This is a genomic window from Pseudomonas alloputida (assembly GCF_021283545.2).
Classification (GTDB): domain Bacteria; phylum Pseudomonadota; class Gammaproteobacteria; order Pseudomonadales; family Pseudomonadaceae; genus Aquipseudomonas; species Aquipseudomonas alloputida.
This window is the reverse complement of the sequence record NZ_CP128540.1, coordinates 1-23,728: the sequence shown is the minus strand read 5'-3', so window position 1 is coordinate 23,728 and position 23,728 is coordinate 1. Positions and strand designations below refer to the sequence as shown.

The 23,728-nt window shown below is 60.5% G+C and carries 20 protein-coding genes; 9 read left to right on the top strand and 11 right to left on the bottom strand.

Going from position 1 to position 23,728, the window contains the following annotated elements; translation table 11 throughout:
* Positions 1 to 22: 22 nt before the first annotated feature.
* Together trkA and LU682_RS00095 are read left to right on the top strand one after the other, a co-directional pair.
* Complete coding sequence (trkA, locus tag LU682_RS00100; protein ID WP_010951472.1) at positions 23 to 1,396, top strand: Trk system potassium transporter TrkA; 1,374 nt, start codon at positions 23 to 25, stop codon at positions 1,394 to 1,396.
* Between the two features lie 11 nt (positions 1,397 to 1,407).
* Positions 1,408 to 1,722 carry a tetratricopeptide repeat protein gene (locus LU682_RS00095; protein WP_010951471.1) on the top strand — a complete coding sequence of 105 codons (315 nt, stop codon included), beginning with the start codon at positions 1,408 to 1,410 and terminating at the stop codon, positions 1,720 to 1,722.
* Positions 1,723 to 1,819: 97 nt separating this feature from the next.
* Here the strand turns inward: LU682_RS00095 and LU682_RS00090 are convergent, their stop codons facing one another.
* Positions 1,820 to 2,707 (bottom strand): lysophospholipid acyltransferase, encoded by an 888-nt coding sequence (locus LU682_RS00090; RefSeq protein ID WP_010951470.1) that lies wholly within the window; start codon positions 2,705 to 2,707, stop codon positions 1,820 to 1,822.
* Between the two features lie 41 nt (positions 2,708 to 2,748).
* The gene (locus LU682_RS00085; protein WP_010951469.1) at positions 2,749 to 3,300 is read right to left on the bottom strand and encodes a DNA-3-methyladenine glycosylase I; all 552 of its coding nucleotides are present in this window, start codon (positions 3,298 to 3,300) and stop codon (positions 2,749 to 2,751) included.
* Between the two features lie 83 nt (positions 3,301 to 3,383).
* Here LU682_RS00085 and glyQ point away from each other — a divergent pair, with 83 nt between their 5' ends.
* From glyQ to LU682_RS00065, 4 genes are read left to right on the top strand one after another with little or no spacing between them, the layout of a single operon-like run.
* Entirely contained in the window at positions 3,384 to 4,331 is a 948-nt protein-coding gene (gene glyQ, locus LU682_RS00080) for a glycine--tRNA ligase subunit alpha (RefSeq protein ID WP_003253126.1), read from the top strand.
* The gene (gene glyS / locus LU682_RS00075; protein ID WP_010951468.1) at positions 4,328 to 6,382 is read left to right on the top strand and encodes a glycine--tRNA ligase subunit beta; all 2,055 of its coding nucleotides are present in this window, start codon (positions 4,328 to 4,330) and stop codon (positions 6,380 to 6,382) included. The genes glyQ and glyS overlap by 4 nt, the downstream gene beginning before the upstream one ends.
* A gap of 3 nt (positions 6,383 to 6,385) precedes the next feature.
* Complete coding sequence (gene gmhB / locus LU682_RS00070; RefSeq protein WP_003253129.1) at positions 6,386 to 6,913, top strand: D-glycero-beta-D-manno-heptose 1,7-bisphosphate 7-phosphatase; 528 nt, start codon at positions 6,386 to 6,388, stop codon at positions 6,911 to 6,913.
* Positions 6,914 to 6,959: 46 nt separating this feature from the next.
* Positions 6,960 to 7,745, top strand: coding sequence for a lysophospholipid acyltransferase family protein (locus LU682_RS00065; RefSeq protein WP_010951467.1), 786 nt, complete (start codon positions 6,960 to 6,962; stop codon positions 7,743 to 7,745).
* A 174-nt stretch (positions 7,746 to 7,919) separates the two neighbouring features.
* On the opposite strand, the gene LU682_RS00060 is transcribed toward LU682_RS00065, so the two are convergent.
* Together LU682_RS00060 and LU682_RS00055 are read right to left on the bottom strand one after the other, a co-directional pair.
* Entirely contained in the window at positions 7,920 to 9,539 is a 1,620-nt protein-coding gene (locus LU682_RS00060; protein WP_010951466.1) for an MFS transporter, read from the bottom strand.
* A 97-nt stretch (positions 9,540 to 9,636) separates the two neighbouring features.
* Positions 9,637 to 11,283 (bottom strand): GMC family oxidoreductase, encoded by a 1,647-nt coding sequence (locus LU682_RS00055; RefSeq protein ID WP_049588436.1) that lies wholly within the window; start codon positions 11,281 to 11,283, stop codon positions 9,637 to 9,639.
* 233 nt (positions 11,284 to 11,516) lie between these two features.
* Here LU682_RS00055 and LU682_RS00050 point away from each other — a divergent pair, with 233 nt between their 5' ends.
* Positions 11,517 to 12,404, top strand: a complete 888-nt coding sequence (locus tag LU682_RS00050; RefSeq protein ID WP_010951464.1) for a LysR family transcriptional regulator — start codon at positions 11,517 to 11,519, stop codon at positions 12,402 to 12,404.
* Here the strand turns inward: LU682_RS00050 and LU682_RS00045 are convergent.
* The 3 genes from LU682_RS00045 to LU682_RS00035 are packed head-to-tail and all read right to left on the bottom strand — an operon-like array spanning position 12,393 to position 15,401.
* Positions 12,393 to 13,211, bottom strand: a complete 819-nt coding sequence (locus LU682_RS00045; RefSeq protein WP_049588437.1) for a sulfite exporter TauE/SafE family protein — start codon at positions 13,209 to 13,211, stop codon at positions 12,393 to 12,395. The two genes, LU682_RS00050 and LU682_RS00045, sit on opposite strands and share 12 nt — an antisense overlap.
* Positions 13,208 to 14,476: an NAD(P)/FAD-dependent oxidoreductase gene (locus LU682_RS00040; RefSeq protein ID WP_010951462.1), complete on the bottom strand. Its 1,269-nt coding sequence runs from the start codon at positions 14,474 to 14,476 to the stop codon at positions 13,208 to 13,210. The genes LU682_RS00045 and LU682_RS00040 overlap by 4 nt, the downstream gene beginning before the upstream one ends.
* Before the next feature lie 40 nt (positions 14,477 to 14,516).
* Positions 14,517 to 15,401 carry an MBL fold metallo-hydrolase gene (locus tag LU682_RS00035; protein WP_010951461.1) on the bottom strand — a complete coding sequence of 295 codons (885 nt, stop codon included), beginning with the start codon at positions 15,399 to 15,401 and terminating at the stop codon, positions 14,517 to 14,519.
* Between the two features lie 222 nt (positions 15,402 to 15,623).
* On the opposite strand from LU682_RS00035, the gene LU682_RS00030 reads away from it, so the two are divergent.
* Positions 15,624 to 16,916, top strand: a complete 1,293-nt coding sequence (locus LU682_RS00030) for a sigma-54 interaction domain-containing protein (protein WP_003253147.1) — start codon at positions 15,624 to 15,626, stop codon at positions 16,914 to 16,916.
* Between the two features lie 131 nt (positions 16,917 to 17,047).
* The gene (locus tag LU682_RS00025; protein WP_010951459.1) at positions 17,048 to 17,455 is read left to right on the top strand and encodes an RcnB family protein; all 408 of its coding nucleotides are present in this window, start codon (positions 17,048 to 17,050) and stop codon (positions 17,453 to 17,455) included.
* A 64-nt stretch (positions 17,456 to 17,519) separates the two neighbouring features.
* Here LU682_RS00025 and gyrB read toward each other — a convergent pair whose 3' ends face one another.
* The 4 genes from gyrB to dnaA are packed head-to-tail and all read right to left on the bottom strand — an operon-like array spanning position 17,520 to position 23,728.
* Positions 17,520 to 19,940 (bottom strand): DNA topoisomerase (ATP-hydrolyzing) subunit B, encoded by a 2,421-nt coding sequence (gene gyrB / locus LU682_RS00020; RefSeq protein ID WP_060495152.1) that lies wholly within the window; start codon positions 19,938 to 19,940, stop codon positions 17,520 to 17,522.
* Positions 19,941 to 19,944: 4 nt separating this feature from the next.
* Positions 19,945 to 21,048 (bottom strand): DNA replication/repair protein RecF, encoded by a 1,104-nt coding sequence (gene recF, locus LU682_RS00015; protein ID WP_003253154.1) that lies wholly within the window; start codon positions 21,046 to 21,048, stop codon positions 19,945 to 19,947.
* A gap of 15 nt (positions 21,049 to 21,063) precedes the next feature.
* Positions 21,064 to 22,167 (bottom strand): DNA polymerase III subunit beta, encoded by a 1,104-nt coding sequence (gene dnaN / locus LU682_RS00010; protein WP_003253156.1) that lies wholly within the window; start codon positions 22,165 to 22,167, stop codon positions 21,064 to 21,066.
* A gap of 40 nt (positions 22,168 to 22,207) precedes the next feature.
* A complete protein-coding gene (gene dnaA, locus LU682_RS00005; protein WP_010951427.1) occupies positions 22,208 to 23,728 on the bottom strand; it encodes a chromosomal replication initiator protein DnaA in 1,521 nt (506 codons plus the stop codon).

The following is a 23,728-nucleotide window of genomic DNA, read 5'->3' as shown; positions in this document are numbered from 1 at the left end:
AACAAAGGATAGGGAGTAGCGCATGAAGATCATCATCCTCGGCGCAGGGCAGGTAGGCGGTACGCTGGCTGAACACCTGGCCAGCGAAGCCAACGACATTACCGTGGTCGACACCGACGGCGACCGCCTGCGCGACCTCGGCGACCGCCTGGACATCCGCACCGTCCAGGGCCGTGGCTCACTGCCGACGGTACTGCGTCAGGCCGGTGCCGACGACGCCGACATGCTGGTGGCGGTAACCAACAGTGACGAGACCAACATGGTTGCCTGCCAGGTGGCCTATTCGCTGTTCCATACCCCGACCAAGATTGCACGGGTGCGCGAATCGTCCTACCTGACCCGCGAAGAGCTGTTCGACAACGACCATATCCCGGTCGACGTTCTGATCAGCCCCGAGCAGGTGGTGACCAATTACATCAAGCGCCTGATCGAACACCCAGGCTCGCTGCAGGTGATCGATTTCGCCGAGGGCAAGGCCCAGCTCGTGGCAGTGAAGGCCTACTACGGCGGCCCGCTGGTCGGCCAGCAATTGCGCCAGATCCGCGCGCACATGCCCAACGTCGACACCCGCGTGGCGGCCATCTTCCGCCGCGACCGGCCGATCACCCCGCGTGGCGACACGGTGATCGAAGCCGACGACGAGGTGTTCTTCATTGCCGCGAAGAAGGATATCCGTGCGGTGATGGGCGAACTGCGCCGCATCGACGAAACCAATAAACGCATTGTCATCGCCGGCGGCGGGCAGATCGGCGAGCGCCTGGCGGAGGCCATCGAAAGCCGATATCAGGTGAAGATCATCGAGATGAGCCCGGCGCGTTGCCGGCACCTCTCCGATACCCTGGAAAGCACTGTGGTGCTGCAGGGCAGCGCCTCGGACAAAGACCTGATGCTCGAAGAGAACATCGCCGACGCCGATATTTTCCTGGCCCTGACCAACGATGACGAAGCCAACATCATGTCGTCCTTGCTGGCCAAGCGCCTGGGCGCAGGCAAGGTGATGACCATCATCAACAACCCGGCTTATGTCGACCTGGTACAGGGTGGCGATATCGACATTGCCATCAGCCCGCAGCTCGCCACCATCGGCACACTGCTGGCGCACGTCCGTCGTGGCGACATCGTCAGTGTGCACTCGCTGCGCCGCGGTGCGGCCGAAGCGATCGAGGCGGTGGCACATGGCGATTCGAAGTCGAGCAAGGTGGTCGGCAAGGCAATCGAGGACATCACGCTGCCACCGGGCACCACTATTGGTGCGATCATCCGTGACGAAGAAGTGATGATTGCCCATGACGACACCATGATCGAATCAGGGGACCATGTGATCCTCTTCGTTGTGGATAAAAAGCATATTCGCGATGTGGAGAAGCTGTTCCACGTCGGCTTGAGTTTCTTCTAGGAGAAAAGAGCATGCGCGAATCGCTGGAGAAGATGCTGGCCAAAGGTGTGGATAACCCGCTGCTGAGGTTTGGCCTGGGCAAGGCCTGGCTGGATGAAGGCAACGGCGCTGAAGCAGCGGTGCACCTGGCACGCTGTGTAGAGCAGGATCCGAAATACTCGGCAGCATGGAAGCTGCTGGGTAAGGCCTATCAGCTGCAGGGCGAGCTGGCGGCGGCGCGCAAAGCGTGGGAAGACGGGATCGTGGCGGCGCAGGCCCATGGTGACAAGCAGGCCGAAAAAGAAATGACCGTTTTTCTCAAGAAGCTGAACAAGACATCGGCTTGACGCGGTCCCTGTAGGAGCGGGTTTACCCGCGAATACGTCGGTGAATCCAACATCGCATTCGCGGGTAAACCCGTTCCTACAGAGGACGGTGAATGGCTTAATACCAGCGCGGCTCGCCAGCCGGGCGCTTCTTGAAGCGCTTCATGCTCCACATGTACTGGCTGGGGTACTCGCGCACATAGCGTTCGACCACCTTGCTCATCGCCGCCGCCGACACATTCACATCGGTGCTGTACATCTCTTCCGGCGCAGCTTCGAGGAACACCTTGAAGCCCGAGCCATCCGGCAACCGCAGCGCATGCAGGAACACACCTACCGCCTTGCCACCGGCCAGCATGTTCGGCACGAACTTGCTGGTCAGCGCCTGGGTGCCGAGGAACGGTACGAACACGCCCGCCGATTCCGCCGGCTCCGGGTCGGCAGGAATACCCACCTGGCCACCACGGCGCACTTCCTTGATCACGCTGAGGATGCCTTCCTTGGTCGACGGTGCCACGCGATTGCCCATCTGCACGCGCTGCTCGCGCAGCAGGTCATCCACCGCCTTCAGCTTCGGCGGGCGGTAGAAGATGATCGGTTTGCACTGGTTGCAGTAGAAGTGGTTCAACACTTCCCAGTTGCCCAGGTGGCTGGTGATGCCGACCACGCCTTTACCCGAGGCCAGGGCCTGCTCCAGCACTTCCAGGCCATGCACTTCCTTGACCAGCTCCAGCGAGCGTTGCGGCGGCCAGATCCAGGCACAGGCACTTTCGACAAAGGATTTACCGATATCCCGCAGCGCCTGGCCCACCAGTTGCTCACGGGCAACCGGGTCCATCTCCGGGAAGCATTTGGCCAGGTTGATCCGTACCACGTTGCGCGAACTGTTGGGGATTTTCCACATCAGCCAGCCAATACCGGTGCCGACACGCTGCACAGCGCCCCAGGGCAGCTTGGCAAACAGGCGCAGCACCCCGACCATCAGGGCGCCCTTGAACTTTTCCACAGGCGAATTCCTTATTTCAGCAAGGCGCGCATTGTAACCCCTCAGCGCAACAAGGCGGCGTAGCGATCGCAGTCGGTGGTGTGGTCCATGACCATGCCGGTGGCCTGCATGAAGGCGTAGCAGATGGTCGGACCGACGAACGTGAAGCCAGCTTTCTGCAGGGCCTTGCTCATTGCCTTGGCTTCATCGGTGACCGCCGGCACGTCGCTGCGCTGCTTGAAGTGGTTGATCTTCGGTGAGCCGCCGACGAACGACCACAGCCATTCGGCAGGGTTATCCACAGCCAGCCAGGCCTGGGCGTTGCGCCTTGCGGCCTTGAGCTTGAGGCGATTGCGGATGATGCCTGCATCCTGCATCAATTCTTCGATGCGTTCGTCGCTCATGGCCGCCAGCTTTACCGGGTCGAAGCCGTACATCACCTGGCGATAACGCTCGCGTTTGCGCAAAACGGTAATCCACGAAAGCCCCGCCTGGAACCCTTCGAGCAAAAGCATCTCGAAGAGCAACGCCGGGTCGCGCTGTGGCATTCCCCATTCCTGGTCGTGGTAGGCCTGGTACAACGGATCGTCGGTACACCAAAAGCAGCGTGGCATAAGGCTCCAATGAGTAGAGGGCGAGGCGAATCAGGTTATACTCCCGCTCTTTACATCCGCATCCCCAGATACAGGTGAATTTCGTGAGCCAGCCTACGCCAGCCGTGCGTACCTTCCAAGACCTGATCCTCGCCCTGCAGAACTACTGGGCAGCTCAAGGTTGTGTGGTACTTCAGCCCTACGATATGGAAGTAGGCGCCGGCACTTTCCACACCGCTACATTCCTGCGCGCCGTGGGTCCAGAAACCTGGAACGCCGCCTATGTGCAGCCTAGCCGTCGTCCTGCCGACGGGCGGTATGGCGAAAACCCCAACCGCCTGCAGCACTACTACCAGTTCCAGGTGGTGCTCAAACCGAACCCGGCCAACTTCCAGGAGCTGTACCTCGGCTCGCTGAAAGCCATCGGCCTGGATCCGCTGGTGCACGACATTCGTTTCGTCGAAGACAACTGGGAATCGCCGACCCTCGGCGCCTGGGGTCTGGGCTGGGAAATCTGGCTCAACGGCATGGAAGTCACCCAGTTCACCTACTTCCAGCAGGTTGGCGGCATCGAGTGCTACCCGGTCACCGGTGAAATCACCTACGGCCTGGAGCGCCTGGCCATGTACATCCAGGGCGTCGATTCGGTGTACGACCTGGTGTGGGCCGACGGCCCGTTCGGCAAGGTCACCTATGGCGACGTGTTCCACCAGAACGAGGTGGAGCAGTCGACCTACAACTTTGAACATGCAAACGTCGACAAACTGTTCGAACTGTTCGATTTCTACGAAAGCGAAGCCAACCGCCTGATCAAGCTGGAGCTGCCGCTGCCGACCTATGAAATGGTCCTGAAGGCATCGCATACCTTCAACCTGCTGGACGCCCGCCGCGCCATCTCGGTAACCGAGCGCCAGCGTTACATCCTGCGTGTACGTACCCTGGCCCGGGACGTGGCGCAAAGCTATCTGCAAGCCCGCGCACGCCTGGGCTTCCCGATGGCCACCCCTGAACTGCGTGACGAAGTGTTGGCTAAGCTGGAGGCTGCACAATGAGTGCTCAAGATTTCCTGGTAGAACTGGGCACCGAAGAGCTGCCACCCAAGGCCCTCGCCAGCCTTGGCGACGCCTTCCTGGCCGGTATCGAAAAAGGCCTGCAGGCTGCTGGCCTGAACTACACCGGCAAGCAGGTGTACGCCGCGCCGCGTCGTCTGGCCGTGCTGATTCGCCAGCTGGACGTGCAGCAACCTGACCGCAGCATCAACATCGACGGCCCGCCCCTGCAGGCTGCCTTCAACGCCGAAGGCGAGCCGACCCAGGCTGCGCTGGGCTTCGCCAAGAAGTGCGGTGTGGAACTGGCCGAGATCGACCAGAGCGGCCCCAAGCTGCGCTTCTCCCAGCACATCCCGGGCAAGGCTACCGTTGGGCTGCTGCCGACCATCGTCGAAGATTCGCTGAACGACCTGCCGATTCCCAAGCGCATGCGCTGGGCGGCCAGCCGTGAAGAGTTCGTGCGCCCGACCCAATGGCTGGTGATGCTGCTGGGCGATCAGGTGGTCGATTGCACCATCCTGTCGCAGAAGGCCGGGCGTGAATCCCGTGGCCACCGCTTCCACCATCCGGAAAACGTGCTCATCACCACCCCGGCCAACTACGTCGAAGACCTGCGCAAGGCCTACGTCCTGGCCGACTTCGCCGAGCGCCGCGAGCTGATCAGCAAGCGTACCGCAGAGCTGGCCATGCAGCAGGAAGGCACGGCCATCGTGCCACCGGCGCTGCTGGACGAAGTGACCGCTCTGGTCGAGTGGCCGGTGCCGCTGGTGTGCTCGTTCGAGGAGCGTTTCCTCGAGGTGCCGCAAGAAGCCCTGATCACCACCATGCAGGACAACCAGAAGTACTTCTGCCTGCTGGACAGCGAAGGCAAGCTGCTGCCGCGCTTCATTACCGTGGCCAACGTCGAAAGCCGCGACCCGAAGCAGATCGTGCAAGGCAACGAAAAAGTCGTGCGCCCGCGCCTGACCGACGCCGAGTTCTTCTTCAAGCAGGACAAGAAGCAGCCACTGGAAACCTTCAACGAGCGCCTCAAGAACGTGGTGTTCCAGGCTCAGCTCGGCACCGTGTACGACAAGGCCGAACGTGTTTCCAGGCTGGCCGCCTTCATTGCTCCGCTGATCGGCGGCGACGCCCAGCGCGCTGGCCGTGCCGGCCTGCTGTCGAAGTGCGACCTGGCCACCGAGATGGTCGGCGAATTCCCTGAAATGCAGGGTGTTGCCGGTTACTACTACGCGCTCAACGACGGTGAGCCGGAAGACGTAGCCCTGGCCCTGAACGAGCAGTACATGCCGCGCGGTGCAGGCGCCGAGCTGCCGCAGACCCTGACCGGTGCTGCCGTGGCCATCGCCGACAAGCTCGACACCCTGGTGGGTATCTTTGGCATCGGCATGCTGCCTACCGGCAGCAAGGACCCGTACGCCCTGCGCCGTGCTGCTCTGGGCGTGCTGCGTATCCTGATCGAGAAGCAACTGGACCTGGACCTGACCGGCGCGGTTGAGTTTGCGGTCAAGCAGTTCGGCGCCAAGATCAAGGCCCCCGGCCTGGCCGAGCAAGTACTGGAGTTCATTTTCGACCGCCTGCGCGCGCGTTACGAAGACGAAGGCATCGACGTCGCCACGTACCTGTCGGTACGCGCACTGCAGCCAGGCTCCGCCCTGGACTTCGACCAGCGCGTACAAGCCGTGCAGGCGTTCCGCAAACTGCCGGAAGCCGAGGCCCTGGCCGCGGTGAACAAGCGCGTGTCGAACCTGCTGAGCAAGGCCGAAGGAGCCATCGCCGAGCAGGTCGAGCCGAAGTACTTCGACAATGCCAACGAGTTCTCCCTGTACTCGGCCATCCAGCAGGCCGACCAGGCCGTGCAACCGATGGCTGCAGCACGTCAGTACAGCGAATCGCTGGCCCGCCTGGCGGCCCTGCGTGACCCGGTCGATGCCTTCTTCGAGGCGGTCATGGTCAACGCCGAAGACGCCAAGGTACGTGCCAACCGTTATGCCCTGCTCAGCCGTCTGCGCGGCCTGTTCCTGGGCGTGGCTGACATTTCGCTGCTGGGGTAAGCCTTGAAACTGCTGATTCTCGACCGTGACGGGGTGATCAACTACGACTCCGATGCGTACATCAAGACGCTGGAAGAATGGGTGCCGATCCCCGGTTCGGTCGATGCGATCGCGCAGTTGAGCAAGGCGGGCTGGACGGTGGCCGTGGCCACCAACCAGTCCGGCATTGCCCGTGGCTACTATCCGCTGGCAACCCTTGAGGCCATGCATGCGCGCCTGCGCGCGCTGGTGGCCGAGCAGGGCGGTGAGGTGGGCCATATCGTGTATTGCCCGCATGGGCCGGACGAAGGGTGCGATTGCCGCAAGCCCAAGCCCGGCATGTTGCGGGCGATCGCCGAGCATTACCAGATCGGCCTTGAAGGCGTCTGGTTCGTCGGCGACAGCAAAGGTGACCTGGAGGCCGCCCTGGCCGTCGGTGCACAACCCGTGCTGGTGAAGACCGGCAAGGGCGAGCGGACCCTGGAAAAAGGCGTCCCGGAAACTACACTGATTTTCGACGATCTGGCAGCTATCGCCAGAGAACTAATTTAAACAGTGCGCCTTCTGGCGCATTTTTCTCAGGCGGGCATGCCCCGCAATGGTACAAGCCACTATGTCGATCCTGCAGGCGATCAGAATCTTTCTTTTTTACCTGCTGCTGGGCACCAGTTCGCTGCTGTGGTGCTCGCTGAGCTTCTTCGTCGCGCCGTTCCTGTCGTTCCCCAAGCGCTACAAGTTCATCAACGTGTACTGGTGCCGCTGCGCGCTGTTTCTGGTGCGCACCATCCTGGGCATCGACTACAAGATCACTGGCGCCGAGAACGTGCCAGCTGAGCCTTGCGTGATTTTGTCCAATCACCAGAGCACCTGGGAAACCTTCTTCCTGTCCCAGTACTTCTCGCCGCTTAGCCAGGTGCTCAAGCGCGAGCTGCTGTATGTACCGTTCTTCGGCTGGGCCATGGCCATGCTGCGGCCCATCGCGATCAACCGCGACAACCCAAAGGAAGCGCTACGGCAGGTAGCGAGCAAGGGTGACGAACTGCTCAAGCAGAAGACGTGGGTGCTGATTTTCCCAGAAGGCACCCGTGTACCGTTCGGCACCATCGGCAAGTTCTCGCGCGGCGGTACCGCCCTGGCCGTGAATGCCGGGCTGCCGGTGCTGCCGATTGCCCACAACGCCGGCAAGTTCTGGCCCAAGACCGGTTGGGGCAAGCGTGCCGGTACAATCGAAGTGGTAATTGGTGAGCCGATGTACGCCAACGGCACGGGGCCACGTGCCATTGCCGAACTCAACGACCGCGCTGCAGCTTGGAACGAAGCGACCCAGCGGGCCATGGGATCGCTGCCGCCAGCTGCGGAAAAACCTCAGGAGCAGATGGCTTGACCTTCTGTGGATAACTTGTGTGCAGTTTTTGGATTAAATGCTTGAATTGATATCTAAGTGTATGAATTTGCTAGTTATTTCTTTGTATGAATTTTTTCTGAAAATCGTGCATAAGTTTTTTTGAGGCATAAAAAAACCGGCTTTTACAGCCGGTTTTTTTATGGCATGTGGACATCAGACTTTGTCGATATCTACATCCTTGGTTTCTCTCAGACAGAAGATCCCAACCACCAGGCTGATCCCGGTCACCAGCACCGGGTACCACAGCCCGTAGAAGATATCCCCGGTATAGACCACCAGCGCAAACGATACGGTAGGCAGGAAACCACCAAACCAGCCATTACCAATGTGATAGGGCAGCGACATCGAGGTGTAGCGGATGCGGGTCGGGAACAGCTCGACCATCACCGCCGCCAACGGGCCATAGGTCATGGTCGCGATCAGGATCATCGCCACGATCAGTACCACCACCATTACCTGGTTGACCTGCGCAGGGTCCGCCTTGGCCGGGTAACCAGCCTGCTCGATTGCAGCACGCATGGCGGTTTCGTCAAAGCCGTTGATGGTCTTGTCACCGATGTTGACCACCACTTCACTGCCGGCCACGCTAACCGAGCTGTACGGCAGGCCCTGCTTGACCAGGAAGGTCTTGACCTTGTCGCACGGGCTGTCAAAACGAGCCTTGCCCACGGGGTCGAACTGGAATGTGCAGCCTTGCGGGTCGGCGGTGACCACGATCGGCGCCTGACGGCTGGCAGCGTCGATCTGCGGGTTGGCGTAGTGGCTCAGCGCCTTGAACAGTGGGAAGTACAGTACCGTGGCCAGCAACAGGCCGAGCATCAGGATCGGCTTGCGGCCGATACGGTCGGACAACCAGCCGAAGAACACGAAGAACGGCGCGCCAATCACAACGCTGATGATGAGCAGGGTGTTGGCCTGAGCCGAGTCCATTTTCAGCATCTGGGTCATGAAGAACAGAACGTAGAACTGCGCCGTGTAGAAGGTCACAGCCTGCCCCGCGTTGATGCTGAACAGGGCGGTAAGCACCACTTTCAGGTTTGGCCAGGAGGTGAATGACTCACGGATGGGCGACTTGCTGACCTTGCCCTGAGCCTTCATTTTCACAAAGGCCGGCGACTCGTGCATGCTCATGCGAATCCAGGTGGAGATCGCCAACAGCACGATCGACAGCAGGAACGGCAAGCGCCAGCCCCAGGTTTCGAACTGGTCGCCACTGATATACCGGCTACCCAGCACCACCAAGAGCGACAACAACAGGCCCAGCGTTGCGGTGGACTGGATGAAACCAGTGTGCAAGCCACGCTTGCCAGGCGGCGCATGCTCGGCCACGTAAGTGGCTGCACCGCCATACTCGCCGCCCAGCGCCAGCCCTTGAAGCATGCGCAGGATCACCAGGATGATCGGTGCGGCGATGCCGATGCTGGCGTAGGTGGGCAACAACCCCACAGCGAAAGTGGACAGGCCCATCAGCACGATGGTGACCAGGAAGGTGTACTTGCGCCCGATCATGTCACCCAGGCGGCCGAACACCAGCGCGCCAAACGGCCGCACCAGAAAGCCCGCAGCGAAGGCCATCAGGGCGAAGATGAAAGCGGTGGTATCGTTCACGCCAGCGAAGAACTGCTTGCTGATGACCGCTGCCAGCGCACCATAGAGAAAAAAGTCATACCACTCGAAAACCGTCCCGAGGGATGACGCGAAAATGATCTTGCGTTCTTCACGGCGGCTGGAGCTACTGGCCGCCGCCCCCTGCTCTTGGATGTAATCCGACATCGTTGCTGTCCTCGGCCCTTAGGCCACAGTGATTATTCTTGTTGTTCCACTGTCGGCGACTTCTGACCGCAAGCCGCCGGTACTGCACGCACCCGGGTCAGGGCGTCGGTAACGCGTCTTGGTTCAGGTAGGTCTGGGTAGCAGCTCCTTTGAGGATCAGTTGCGCCGCCTTTTCGGCGATCATCAGGGTGGGGGAACACGTATTGCCGGAAGTTATCTGCGGCATGATCGAAGCATCGGCTACACGTAGACCGGGGATGCCATGCACGCGCAGCTGGTTATCCACAACGTCCATGGCACCGTTGCCCATGCGACAGGTACCGACCGGGTGGAAGATGGTGGTGCCGATCTTGCCAGCGGCCTCGAACAGGTCTTCCTCGCTTTGCAGCGCCGGGCCCGGCAAATATTCCTTGGGCTCGAAAGCGGCGAGGGCAGGGGCCTGGACGATGCGCCGGGTAAGGCGAATGGCATCGGCAGCAACCCGCAAGTCCTGCGGAGCACTGAGGTAATTGGGGTCGATCCGCGGCGTGCTGTTCATGTCGGTGCTGCAGATGTCGATGCGCCCGCGGCTGGCCGGGCGCAGGTTGCACACCGAGGCAGTAAAGGCCGGGAACTGATGCAACGGCTCACCGAAGCGTTCCAGTGACAGCGGCTGCACGTGATACTGAAGGTTGGCGGTGGCCTGTTCGGGGCTTGAACGCACGAACGCGCCTAACTGGCTCGGCGCCATGGCCAGCGGCCCGCTACGGTCGTAGAGGTAACGCAGGCCCATGCCCATCTTGCCCCACAGGCTGTTGGCCATCTGGTTCAAGGTACGGGTGTTGCGGATCTGGTAGATCAGGCGCAGTTGCAGGTGGTCCTGCAAGTTGCCACCAACGCCTGGCATGTCGTGGCGAACACCAATACCCAAGCTTTCCAGCAACTGGCGCGGGCCGATGCCGGAGCGCTGGAGGATGCCCGGTGAACCTACCGCCCCAGCACAGAGGATGATCTCGCGGCGCGCCGCAAACTCATGCCAGGCCCCTTGCCAGAGCGCCTTCACCGCCCTTGCGCGGGTGTTGTCGAGCAGTACTTGGTCAACCTGCACGCCGGTCAGCACAGTGAGGTTGGCGCGATCCTTGATCGGCCGCAGGAAAGCTTTGGAAGCATTCCAGCGCACACCACTGCGCTGGTTGACCTGAAAATATCCACAACCCTGGTTGTCGCCGGTGTTGAAATCGTCGACCTTGCCAATACCGCTCTGCTCGGCGGCATCTCGGAAAGCATCAAGGATCGGCCAGCTGTAGCGTTGCCGCTCGACCCGCCATTCGCCCTCCGCGCCGTGGTGCTCGCTGGCGCCTGCAAAGTGGTTTTCGCTGGCCTTGAACAGCGGTAACACATCTTTCCACGCCCAGCCGTCGTTGCCTTGCGCGGCCCAATGGTCGTAGTCGGCGGCTTGGCCCCGCATGTAGATCATGCCGTTGATCGACGAACAGCCACCTAGCACCTTGCCCCTTGGATAACCCAAAGCGCGACCGCCGAGGCCAGGTTGTGCCTCGGTCTTGAAGCACCAGTCTGTGCGCGGGTTGCCGATGCAGTAGAGGTAACCAACGGGGATGTGGATCCAGGGATAATTGTCACGGCCACCCGCCTCCAGCAGCAGCACGCGGCAGGAAGGGTCGGCGGACAAACGATTGGCCAGCAGGCATCCGGCGGGGCCGGCCCCTACGACCACGTAGTCGAAGACAGAATCGGCTGATGGCATGTGCAACCTCGCGCCTGTTTTTTATTCTTGTCCCGATCCATCTTAGTGAGTAATTTCGTGGATGAAACACGAGATTTCGCGCAGCCGCTGTGCGTTTTAGCACAGGGGCAAGCCTGTACCGACCTCTTCACGGGCTCGCCCGCAGCTCAGGGATCACGTTACCTTCAGGGTGTTCACCGCACCTGTGGGCATGCCCGTTAAGAGGCCGGAACGAACTGCCATAAAGGACAAGCATGTTCGACTGGAATGATCTGCGGTTTTTCCTCGAGTTGCAGCGCAGCGGCCGCTTGCTGACCGCCGCCAAGCGCCTGAACACTACCCACAGCACCGTGGCCCGGCATATCGAGAGCATCGAGCAGAGCCTGGGGACCGCGCTGTTCGTGCAACATGCCCAGGGGTACGAGCTGACCCCCTCGGGTCAAGCCCTGCTCAAGCATGCCGAAGCCATGGAGAACGTCGCCCTGCTGGCACAGGAGGAAATCACCCAGGCCATCACCCCGCTGGGCAAGATTCGCCTGGGGGTAACCGAAGGCATCGGCATCATGTTCTTCACCCCACGCATGAACGCGTTGTTCGAGCGCTACCCCGGCCTGGAGGTGGAATTGGTAGCGGTGCCGCGCTTCGTCAGCATCCTCAACCGCGAGGCAGAAATCAGCATCCATCTGGAGCGGCCCAACGCCGATCTGCTGATCACCCGCAAACTCACCGACTACCGCCTGGCGCTATACGCCAGCCAGGCCTACCTGGACCGCGCGCCGCCACTGCGCCACCGCGAAGACCTGGCCCGGCACAGCTGGATCGGCTACGTTGACGATTTGCTGTTCAGCCAGGAACTGCTGTTTCTCAACAGTTTCTGCCGAGTACCCAACGTGGTGTTTCGAAGCACCAGCGTGATCGCCCAGCAAGCCGCCGCCCGCGCCGGGCTGGGCATCGCCGTGCTGCCCAACTACATGGCCCGCCACGACCCGACACTGGTGCGCGTGCTGCCGGGAGAAACCATCCAGCGCAGCTACTGGATCTGCACCCGCCGCGAGCTGCACAAGTCTGTGCGCCTGCGGGTGGTGTGGGACTACCTGCTGGCGTTGTGCGCGGCCGAACAAAGCGAGTTGCTAGCCGAGTAGAGCCTTGCCGGCCAACAACAGGGCAGCGGCCCAACCTGCCACGGCAAACATCTGCTGCAGACGCGGCCCGGCCAATCTGGCTGCCAAAGGCCGCGCCAGCAGCAGACCGAGCACTGCGCCGACGGCAAACGGGGCGCCAACCTGCCAGTGCATGACGCCCGCAAGGCTGGCGCTGACCACACTGCCGGTAGAGACCAGGGCAATCACCGCCAGCGAGGTGGAGACGATGCTGGCCATGCGCAGGTTGGTGTAGCGGTTCAGGGCAGGGATGATGACGAACCCCCCACCCACGCCCAGCAAGCCGGACAACAACCCGGACAAGGCACCCGTGAATGCCAGTGCGCGCGCGCAGGGCAGGGTCCAGCGCAAACGACCCTGCAGCGGGTTCAGCACACACGGCTCGATAAAGCGATGAGCGCCATTGGCTTCGCCACACAGTTCTTTGGCCGCCTTGCGCCAGATGCGCAGGCAGGCATAAACCAGCACGCCGGCGAATACCACCTGCAACGGTGCATTCGGCAGGCGGTGCGCCAGCATCAGCCCGAACGGCGCTGCTGCAACACCAACCAACGCGATGAACAGCGCAGCCCGATAACGCACCAGCCCTTGGCGCAAGCCCAGCACCGCACCAACCGCTGATGCCAAACCTACAGCCAACAGGCCCACCGGTGCCGCTTCGACCATCGATAGCCCCAGGCCGAACACCAGCAAGGGTACTGCGAGAATGCCACCGCCTGCGCCGGTCAGCGCCAGCACCGCGCCGATGATTGCGCCCAGACCCGCCCCTAACAGTTGATGCTCGATCACTGCCCACCCTCGGCTACCAGCTGCGGGCGTGCCAACCACTCGCGCCCCTTGAGCATGCCTTGCCAGTACAGCGGTGGCAGCGCCTGTGCCTTGAGCAGCCAGGCCAGACGGGTCGGCTTGCGGCCATCCAGTAACCAGTTGGGGAAGCTCGGGGCCAGCTTGCCGCCATAGGTGAACTCGGCCAGGACGATCTTGCCGCGCTCGACGGTAAGCGGGCACGAGCCATAGCCGTCGTACTGGGCCAAGGTCGCCAGCCTGCCCAGCGCCACCAGCACATTGTTGGCGACCACCGGTGCCTGCTTGCGCGCCGCAGCGGCGGTCTTGGCATTGCTGGTGTTAGCCACGTCACCTAGGGCATGAACGTTGGTGTATTTGCGATGGCGCAGGGTATGCGGATCGACGTCAACCCAGCCGGAGCTATCCGCCAAGGGGCTTTCGCGAATGAAGTCTGGCGCCACCTGTGGCGGTACCACGTGCAGCATGTCGAAGGCCTCGATGCGCGTTTCGCTGCTGCCATCGGGCAGGGTACGCAAGAATGTAGCGCGCTTTCCCGGGCCGTCTACTGCTACCAACCTGTGGGAGAAGTTGAGGTCGACGGCGTATTTCTCGATGTACTTCATCAGCGCGGGCACATAGTCGGCGACACCGAACAGTACGGCACCCGCATTGTAGAAGCTGGCTTTCACCGCCCCCAAATGGCCATGGCGCAGCCAGTGGTCGCAAGACAGATACAGCGCCTTCTGTGGTGCACCGGCGCACTTGATCGGCATGGGCGGCTGGCTGAACAACGCGCGTCCTTGCTTGAGCTTTTGCACCAGCTCCCAGGTATAGGGTGCCAGGTCGTAGCGATAGTTGGAGGTGACACCGTTGCGGCCCAGGGTCTCGCTGAGCCCATCAATGGCCGCCCAGTCCAGCTTGAGGCCGGGGCAGACGATCAGCTGTTCATAGCTGATGGCGCGACCATCATCGAGGATGACCAACTGGGCCAATGGGTCGAATCCCTTTACCCGCGCCTTGACCCAGCGCACACCGCGAGGAATGGTCGACGCCATGGTGCGGGCAGTGCTTGGTGCCTTGAACACACCGGCACCGACCATGGTCCAGCCGGGTTGGTAGTAGTGCACTTCGGCAGGGTCGATCAAGGCGACGTCCAACGATGGGTCGCGGCTGATCAGGCTGGAAGCAGTGGCGATTCCGGCGGCACCGGCACCGACGATGACCACCTTGTGGTGGTCGGTATTGGCAGGGGACAACAAGGCAGGCATGGCGGTAAATCCTGGAAATCTGATTATGGGGGCAGGGCGCTTACAGCTTGTTCAGCGGGATCTTCAGATAGCTCACACCGTTCGCCTCCGGTGGGGGCAGTTGGCCGCTACGCATGTTCACCTGCACTGAAGGCAGGATCAGCACAGGCATTTCGAGCGTCTTGTCGCGCGCTTCGCGCATGGCAACGAAGCTGTCCTCATCGATACCCTGATGGATGTGAATGTTGTGGGCGCGCTGCTCGGCGACAGTTGTGACGTACTGCATGTCGCGGCCACCTGGCAGGTAGTCGTGGCACATGAACAACCGCGTCTGATCGGGGAAAGCCAGCAGGCGACGGATTGAGCGGTACAAGGTGCGGGCATCGGCCCCGGGGAAGTCGCAGCGGGCGGTGCCATAGTCGGGCATGAACAAGGTGTCTCCAACGAACACCGCGATCTCGCCGGCATCTTCGATCATGAAACTCATGCACGCGGGTGTGTGCCCAGGCGTGTGCAACGCACGGGCCTGCAGGTTGCCAATCCGGAAACCTTCCTCGTCTTCGAGCAGCACATCGAACTGGCTGCCATCACGGGCGAAGCCGGGCTCTGCGTTGAACAAGGCGCCAAACACTTTCTGCACCTGGGTAATGTGCGCGCCAATTGCGGTATGGCCGCCCAGCTTTTCCTTCAAATAGGCAGCGGCTGAAAGGTGGTCGGCGTGTACATGAGTTTCCAGCACCCACCGCACACTGGCATTCAGCTCGTTCACACGCTCGATCAGGCGATCAGCCGAAGCGCTGCAGGTGCGCCCGGACTTGGGGTCATAATCCAGCACGCTGTCGATCAATGCGCATTGTCGGGTTTCACGGTCCATGACCAGGTAGCTGATGGTCGAGGTCGCCTCGTCGTAGAAGGCGTCCACGTGAAGGTTGTTGCCGATGATCATCACGTTCTCCAATTTATCCGCCCCGCCTTGTACAGGCGTAGGCAGTGACAGGAGCTTTATCAAGATGCATGCCAGGCTTTTTGCCACTCACTGGCCAGTAAAACCGGCCAGTTGCAGACAGCTGCGGGCAAAACTGGCAGCCCAGGTGGCAGTCGACTGACAGCCAATGGCAGTGTTTGGCAGTCCTTGTTACCCTGCGTCGGTCATCCATACGGTGCCGACATGCCTGAAGCCCATCCTCTCATCCTAGCTCTGGTTTCCTACCTCGAGCACGATGCCCTCCCGACCATCGTGTTGGACACCGACTACAACATCCTCGCCGCCAATGCGGCCTATCGCCGTCAGTTTGGCCGGCATGATCAGGCCCCACTGGGCGAGAAGTGCCACAGGGTTTCGCACCACTACGCGGTGCCGTGCGACCAGGCTGGCGAACATTGCCCGATGCGCAAGGCGTGGGACAGCAAGGTACCGGAGCGGGTATTGCACATTCATCACACACCACGCGGCCCGGAGCATGTGGATGTGGAGTTGCGGCCGATCCTGGATGAGCAGGGCAAGGTAGTGGCCTTTGTCGAACGCCTCACCACCATCACCCTCGCCTCGGCGCAGCCTCAGGAGCAAGGGTTGGTCGGCCGCGCGCCAACCTTCAAGGCCGCGCTGGCCAGCCTGCAGCGTGCGGCACCGGCGCAGATCCCGGTGTTGCTGCAGGGGGAGTCGGGGACCGGCAAGGAGCTGTTCGCCCGTGCAGTGCACATGGGCAGCCCCAGGGCCAACGGCCCACTGGTGGTGGTCGACTGCACCGGCCTGACCGAGTCGTTGTTCGAGAGTGAACTGTTCGGCTATGAGAAGGGTGCGTTCACCGGGGCGAATCAGCGCAAGATCGGCTTGGCCGAGGCGGCGCATGGCGGCACCCTGTTCCTCGATGAAATTGGTGAAGTGCCGCTGGCGATGCAGGTGAAGTTGCTGCGCCTGATAGAGTCCGGGAGTTTCCGTCCCGTGGGCAGCCTGCGCACTGTGCATTCGGATTTCCGCCTGATATCGGCCACCCATAAACCACTTAAACAAATGGTCGCGGATGGCTCCTTCCGTGAAGACCTGTATTACCGCATCAGCGGCTTCCCGATTCGTCTGCCTGCATTGCGCGAACGGGTGGAAGATCTGCCGCTGCTCGCACAGAGCCTGCTGCAGCGCATGGCCGGCCAGCCGACGCCCAGGCTGAGTGAAGATGCCTTGCAGCAACTTGCATTGCATCCGTTTCCGGGCAATATCCGCGAGCTGCGCAACATTCTGGAACGCGCGCGTTTGTTTGCCGATGACGGTGTGATCAGGCCAGAGCATTTACCGGAAGACACCGGGCTGACTGGCGCGGCTAAAGGAAGCGGCCGTCGCAATGACTTGGGTGAGCTGGCGCAGGCGCTGGAGCAGTTCAAAGGCTCGCGCAGTGAACTGGCCAGTCATCTTGGCATGAGTGAACGCACGCTGTATCGCCGCTTGAAAGCGCTCGGGCTGAACTGAAAGAACGCCAGACTTTACCGGACCTTTACCTGCGCCCTGACATTGAAAGGGAAAAATCGTGGTCTGATCAGTTAACCGAACCTGGCAATCAATACTTGCCAGGCGATTAACAGGCAGAGGACCGCATCAAAATGAAGAAAGCCCTAACCGTGATCTGCGCCGCGCTCATGCTCAGCACACCGCTGGCAAGCTTCGCGCAACCGGGCCCGCCTGATCGGCATGATGGCGGCCCATCGCACCAAGGCAACCCGCCACATGGTCAACCACAGCACCAGGGCCGACATGACAATGGCCGCGGACCTGCTTACCGTGATCCAAACTTCCGCCCACAACAAGGCATGCCGATACCTCATAAGCAGTGGCAGCGTGGTCATGCCGTTGATCCTCATTACCGTGGGGACCGTTACTGGGTAACTGACTGGAAAGCGCGCCACCTGTATGCGCCACCTCGTGATCATCGTTGGCTGTATGTGAATGGCGACTATGTTCTGGTGGCCATTGCCAGCGGTGTGATCGTGAACATTCTCACCGGCTACTGATTGTTTGCAGGCACTAAAAAGCCCGCAGCAGCGGGCTTTTTAGTGTCTGGCGAATTACACCTGATCAGAAGTCCAGGTTCGACACCGACAGCGCGTTACTTTCGATGAAGTCACGACGCGGCTCGACCGCATCACCCATCAGGGTGTTGAAGATCTGGTCAGCGGCGATAGCATCTTCGATCGTGACCTTGAGCATACGGCGAACGGTCGGGTCCATGGTGGTTTCCCACAGTTGATCCGGGTTCATCTCACCCAGCCCTTTGTATCGCTGAATCGTATGGCGCTTGGTGGTCTCGTTCATCAGCCAATCCAGGCCCTCTTTGAACTCGACGATTGCCTTGCGGCGTTCACCGCGCTGCACGTACGCACCTTCACCCAACAGGCTCGAAAGCTTGGCACCAATGTTGACTACGGTACGGTAGTCATTGCTGCCGAAGAAATCGCGGTTGAAGGTGATGTAGCTGGCCAGACCGTGAGAGGTAATTTCCACTTCAGGCAGCCATACGTTGCGCTCTTTGTCTTCACGCAGGCTGGCGTTGTAAGCCAGGCCAGACTTCTGGCTGGAGTTCAGACGCGCCTGGAACTGGGCCAGCCAGGCCTGCATCACTGCGTGGTCACCCAACTGCTCCAGGGTCACCTCAGGCAGGTAGACGAAGTGCTCGGTCAGCTCTTCCGGGTACAAGCGCGACAGGCGCTTGAGAGTCTTCATGACACTACGGAACTCATTCACCAGCGCTTCCAGCTGCACGCCGGAAACTGCTGGCGCCGATTCGTCCAGGTGCAGGCTGGCATCTTCCAGAGCCGACTGGGTCATGTACTCTTCCATGGCCTCATCGTCCTTGATGTACTGCTCCTGCTTGCCTCGTTTCACCTTGTACAGCGGCGGCTGGGCAATATAGATGTAGCCACGCTCGACCAGCTCCGGCAGCTGACGGAAGAAGAAGGTCAGCAGCAGCGTACGGATGTGCGAACCGTCAACGTCAGCATCGGTCATGATGATGATGTTGTGATAACGCAGTTTGTCGATGTTGTACTCTTCGCGGCCGATGCCACAGCCCAGCGCAGTGATCAGCGTGCCCACATCCTGGGACGAAATCATCTTGTCGAAGCGCGCTTTCTCGACGTTGAGGATTTTACCCTTCAGCGGCAAGATCGCCTGGGTACGACGGTTGCGGCCTTGCTTGGCCGAGCCACCCGCGGAGTCACCCTCCACCAGGTACAGTTCGGAGAGAGCAGGATCCTTCTCTTGGCAGTCGGCCAGCTTGCCCGGCAGACCCGCGATATCCAGCGCACCTTTACGGCGGGTCATCTCACGGGCTTTACGGGCGGCTTCACGGGCGCGAGCGGCGTCGATCATCTTGCCAACGACGGCCTTCGCCTCGTTCGGGTTTTCCAGGAGGAAATCGGCGAAGTACTTGTTCATCTCCTGTTCCACGGCGGTTTTCACCTCCGAGGAGACCAGCTTGTCCTTGGTCTGCGAGCTGAACTTCGGGTCCGGTACCTTCACCGAGATGATCGCGGTCAGGCCTTCACGGGCGTCGTCGCCAGTGGTTGCCACCTTGTTCTTCTTGGCCAGGCCTTCCTGCTCGATGTAGCTGTTAAGGCTACGGGTCAGCGAGGAACGGAAACCCACCAGGTGGGTACCGCCATCACGCTGCGGAATATTGTTGGTAAAGCACAGCAGGTTTTCGTTGAAGCTGTCGTTCCATTGCAGGGCGACTTCAACACCCACGCCATCGTCACGCTGAACGTTGAAGTGGAACACCTGGGAGTTGACCGGCGTCTTGTTGGTGTTCAAGTACTCGACGAACGCACGCAGACCGCCTTCGTACTTGAAGAACTCTTCCTTACCGCTGCGCTCATCCTTCAGCAGAATGCCAACGCCCGAGTTGAGGAACGACAGCTCGCGGATGCGCTTGGCCAGGATGTCCCAGCTGAAGTGAATGTTCTTGAAGGTTTCAGCCGATGGCTTGAAGTGGATGTGGGTACCCGTGGTTTCACTGTCACCGACAACCGCCATGGGCGCTTGTGGAACACCGTGAACGTAAGTCTGTTCCCAGATCTTGCCGCTACGGCGAACAGTCAAAACCAGCTTCTCGGACAGGGCGTTCACAACCGACACACCTACACCGTGCAGACCGCCGGATACTTTGTAGGAGTTGTCGTCAAACTTACCGCCGGCGTGCAGCACAGTCATGATGACCTCGGCTGCGGAAACGCCTTCTTCCTTATGCACATCGACCGGAATGCCGCGACCGTTGTCGCGCACACTGATAGATTCGTCCGGGTGGATGATGACGGTAATGTCATCGCAGTGACCGGCGAGGGCTTCGTCGATCGAGTTGTCGACCACCTCGAAGACCATGTGGTGCAGGCCACTACCATCATCGGTGTCGCCAATGTACATGCCGGGACGCTTGCGTACGGCATCCAAACCTTTCAGCACCTTGATGCTGGAGGAGTCGTACGTTTGATTTTCGCTCATGCCTTCACTCCCGATGGTCGTGGGTCTGGGTGATACGGCCTTGTTCCACGTGGAACAAAGCAACTGGCGTTTCCGTCTGCCAGCCTTCCCTCAGTAATTCGTGATCTACACAGGTGATGAACACCTGGCAGCGTAATTCTTCAAGCAAGCGGCACAGTGCGCGGCGATGCTGGTCATCCAGTTCGGACGGCAAGTCATCCACGAGATAAATACAGTGACCGCGGCGAGCCTGACTAACGAGGTGGCCTTGGGCAATGCGCAATGCGCATACCACCAACTTTTGCTGACCACGCGACAGGATGTCGGCTGCGTTGTTGCCAGCCAACCGCAAACGCAGATCAGCACGCTGCGGACCGGCTTGGGTATGGCCCATCTGCTGATCGCGAAGGAGGGAGGAGGCGAGCACTTCTTGCAGTTCCCGGTCCTTGTCCCAGCCTCGGTAGTAGCTCAGGGTCAACCCGTCCAGCTCGACCAGTTCGCTCAGGGTTCGCTCGAAGACGGGCTTCAAGGCCTTGATGTAGTTGCGACGGTATTCATCTATTTCCGCGCTAGCCAGGCACAATTCCCGGTCCCAGGCGGCTTGCGAAGCTGGGTCAAGTGTACCATGACGCAACCATGAGTTCCGCTGCCGCAGCGCCTTCTGAAGGCGTTGCCAGGCTGGCAGAAAACGAGGTTCCACGTGGAACACCCCCCAGTCCAGAAACTGGCGGCGTATTTTGGGGGCACCTTCCAGCAGCCGGAAACTGTCTGGGTTGATGAGCTGAAGCGGCAGTAACTCAGCCAATTGCGCGGCGCTGCGCGCATTTTGCCCATCGATGCGGATAGTAAACTCCCCTTGTCGCTCACGGGACACACCCAGGTTACTCGTACCACCCTCCGTCAGCTGAACCTCGCCGAACACAGTACAGGCAGCCTGTTCGTACTGAATAACCGGATTCAGGCGGGTGCTGCGAAATGAACGGGCCAGCCCGAGCAAATGCACGGCTTCAAGCACGCTGGTCTTGCCGCTGCCGTTGGCGCCGTAAAGGATGTTGATGCGGGGGGAGGGTAAGAGTGTCACCGGGTGCAAGTTGCGCACCGCGGTGACCATGATACGTCGAAGGGACATTTCGCCTGCTACAGGTTACAGGCGCATCGGCATGACAACGTAGGAAGAATCGTCATTGCCAGCTTCCTGCAGCAGCGCACTGCTGTTTGAATCGGACAAGATCAGACGAACTTGCTCAGTAGTCATCACGCCCAGCACGTCCAGCAAGTAGCTGACGTTGAAACCAATCTCCAGCGAGCTACCTTCGTAGTCCACGCTGATTTCTTCTTCGGCTTCTTCCTGCTCGGGGTTGTTAGCCTGGATCTTCAGTTGACCGGCTGCCAGCTGCAGGCGAATACCGCGGTACTTTTCGTTGGAAAGAATCGCTGTACGGCTGAAGGCTTCACGCAGCGCCTGGCGGTCTCCGACGACCAGCTTGTCACCGCCTTTGGGCAGTACGCGCTCGTAGTCCGGGAATTTGCCGTCCACCAGCTTGGAGGTAAAGGTGAACTCACCAGTAGTGGCGCGGATGTGATGCTGGCCCAGCACGATGCTGACCATACCTTCAGGATCGGTCAGCAGGCGCGCCAACTCCAGGATACCTTTACGCGGCACGATGACCTGGTGTCGATCCTCCTGCTCGATCGGCGCGCTCATCGAGCAAAGCGCCAGGCGGTGACCGTCGGTGGATACAGCGCGCAACGTGTTGCGGGAAACCTCAAGCAGCATGCCGTTGAGGTAATAGCGCACATCCTGCTGGGCCATGGCGAAGCTGGTTCGCTCGATCAGGCGGCGCAGCTTGCTCTGCTCCAGGTTGCAGGTCAGCGAACCCGGGCCTTCTTCCACAGTCGGGAAGTCATTGGCAGGCAGGGTCGACAGGGTGAAGCGGCTGCGGCCGGCCTTTACCAACAATTTCTGCTCATCGACCTTGATATCGATCAGGGCGTCGTTAGGCAGGCTTTTGCAGATGTCCATCAGCTTGCGCGCAGGAACAGTGATCTCGCCAGGCTCGGCCGGCTCTTCCAGTTGCACGCGGCCTACCAGCTCGACTTCCAGGTCGGTACCGGTCAACGACAGTTGCTGGCCTTGTACGACCAGCAATACGTTGGACAGGACCGGCAAGGTCTGACGGCGCTCGACGACACCGGCGACCAGTTGCAGGGGTTTCAACAGGGCTTCGCGTTGAATGGTGAAATGCATGGTCTAGTCCCTTGCCTTCAATTAGCTGCGCAGACGGCCATCAGGTCGTCAGCGTCCGCAGCAGGTTCTTGTAGTCCTCGCGGATGTCCGCGTCGGATTCCTTCAGTTCATTGATTTTGCGGCAGGCGTGCAGCACGGTCGTATGGTCGCGACCACCGAACATGTCGCCGATTTCGGGCAGACTGTGGTTGGTCAACTCCTTGGACAGGGCCATGGCTACCTGACGCGGGCGCGCGACAGAACGCGAACGACGCTTGGACAACAGATCGGAGATCTTGATCTTGTAGTACTCAGCGACGGTACGCTGAATGTTATCCACACTGACCAGTTTGTCTTGCAGCGCCAACAGATCCTTGAGCGATTCACGAATCAGCTCGATGGTGATGTCACGCCCCATGAAGTGCGAGTGAGCGATAACCCGCTTCAGTGCACCTTCCAGCTCACGGACGTTGGACCGGATGCGCTGAGCGATGAAAAAGGCTGCGTCATGCGGGAGCTCGACTTTGGCCTGGTCGGCCTTCTTCATCAGGATCGCTACGCGGGTCTCTAGCTCTGGTGGCTCGACAGCCACCGTCAGGCCCCAACCAAAGCGCGACTTCAGACGCTCTTCCAGGCCTTCGATTTCCTTGGGATAGCGGTCAGAGGTAAGGATTACCTGCTGGCCACCCTCGAGCAAGGCGTTGAAGGTGTGGAAAAACTCTTCTTGCGAGCGCTCTTTGCGAGCGAAGAACTGGATATCGTCGATCAGCAAAGCATCCACCGAGCGGTAGAAGCGCTTGAATTCGTTGATGGCATTGAGTTGCAGCGCTTTGACCATGTCCGCGACGAAACGCTCCGAATGCAGGTACACCACCTTGGCGTTCGGATTTTTCTTCAGCAGATGGTTACCCACAGCATGCATAAGGTGGGTTTTACCCAAACCCACACCACCATAAAGGAACAGTGGGTTGTAGCCATGCTTAGGGTTGTCCGCAACCTGCCAGGCAGCCGCGCGGGCGAGCTGGTTCGACTTACCTTCGACGAAGGTGTCAAAGGTAAAGGTCCGGTTCAGGTAACTGGTGTGCTTGAGCGCACCTTCAACCTGCACGGTGCGTTGTTCAGCCCGGCCACCACCACTGGGCGGCGCCGCAGCGGGCTCGGCCATGGCATCAAAGCTGTCACGCGAAGACGTCTCGACCAGTACAGGCTCGGCTGCAGCCACGGCAACGGGTTCAACCGCTGCTGCCGGGGCCGTCTTGTGTGCCTGAGTCTGCGCCAGCGAAGCCGCAACGGCAGCGCTGACCGGCGCGTTGGGCGCAGCCCTTGGGGCCGAGCTGCGACGGCTACCTATTAATAAGGAAAGGGCTGGTGCAATGCCGCTACCGTTCTCACCCAACAGCTCGAGCAAGCGCCCCAGGTACTTTTCATTGACCCAATCGAGAACGAAACGGTTAGGCGCATAGACGCGCAACTCGTCGCCTTCGGCTTCGACCTGTAGCGGACGGATCCAGGTGTTGAATTGCTGGGCAGGCAGTTCATCGCGCAGAAGCTCCACGCACTGCTGCCAAAGTTCCACTGACAC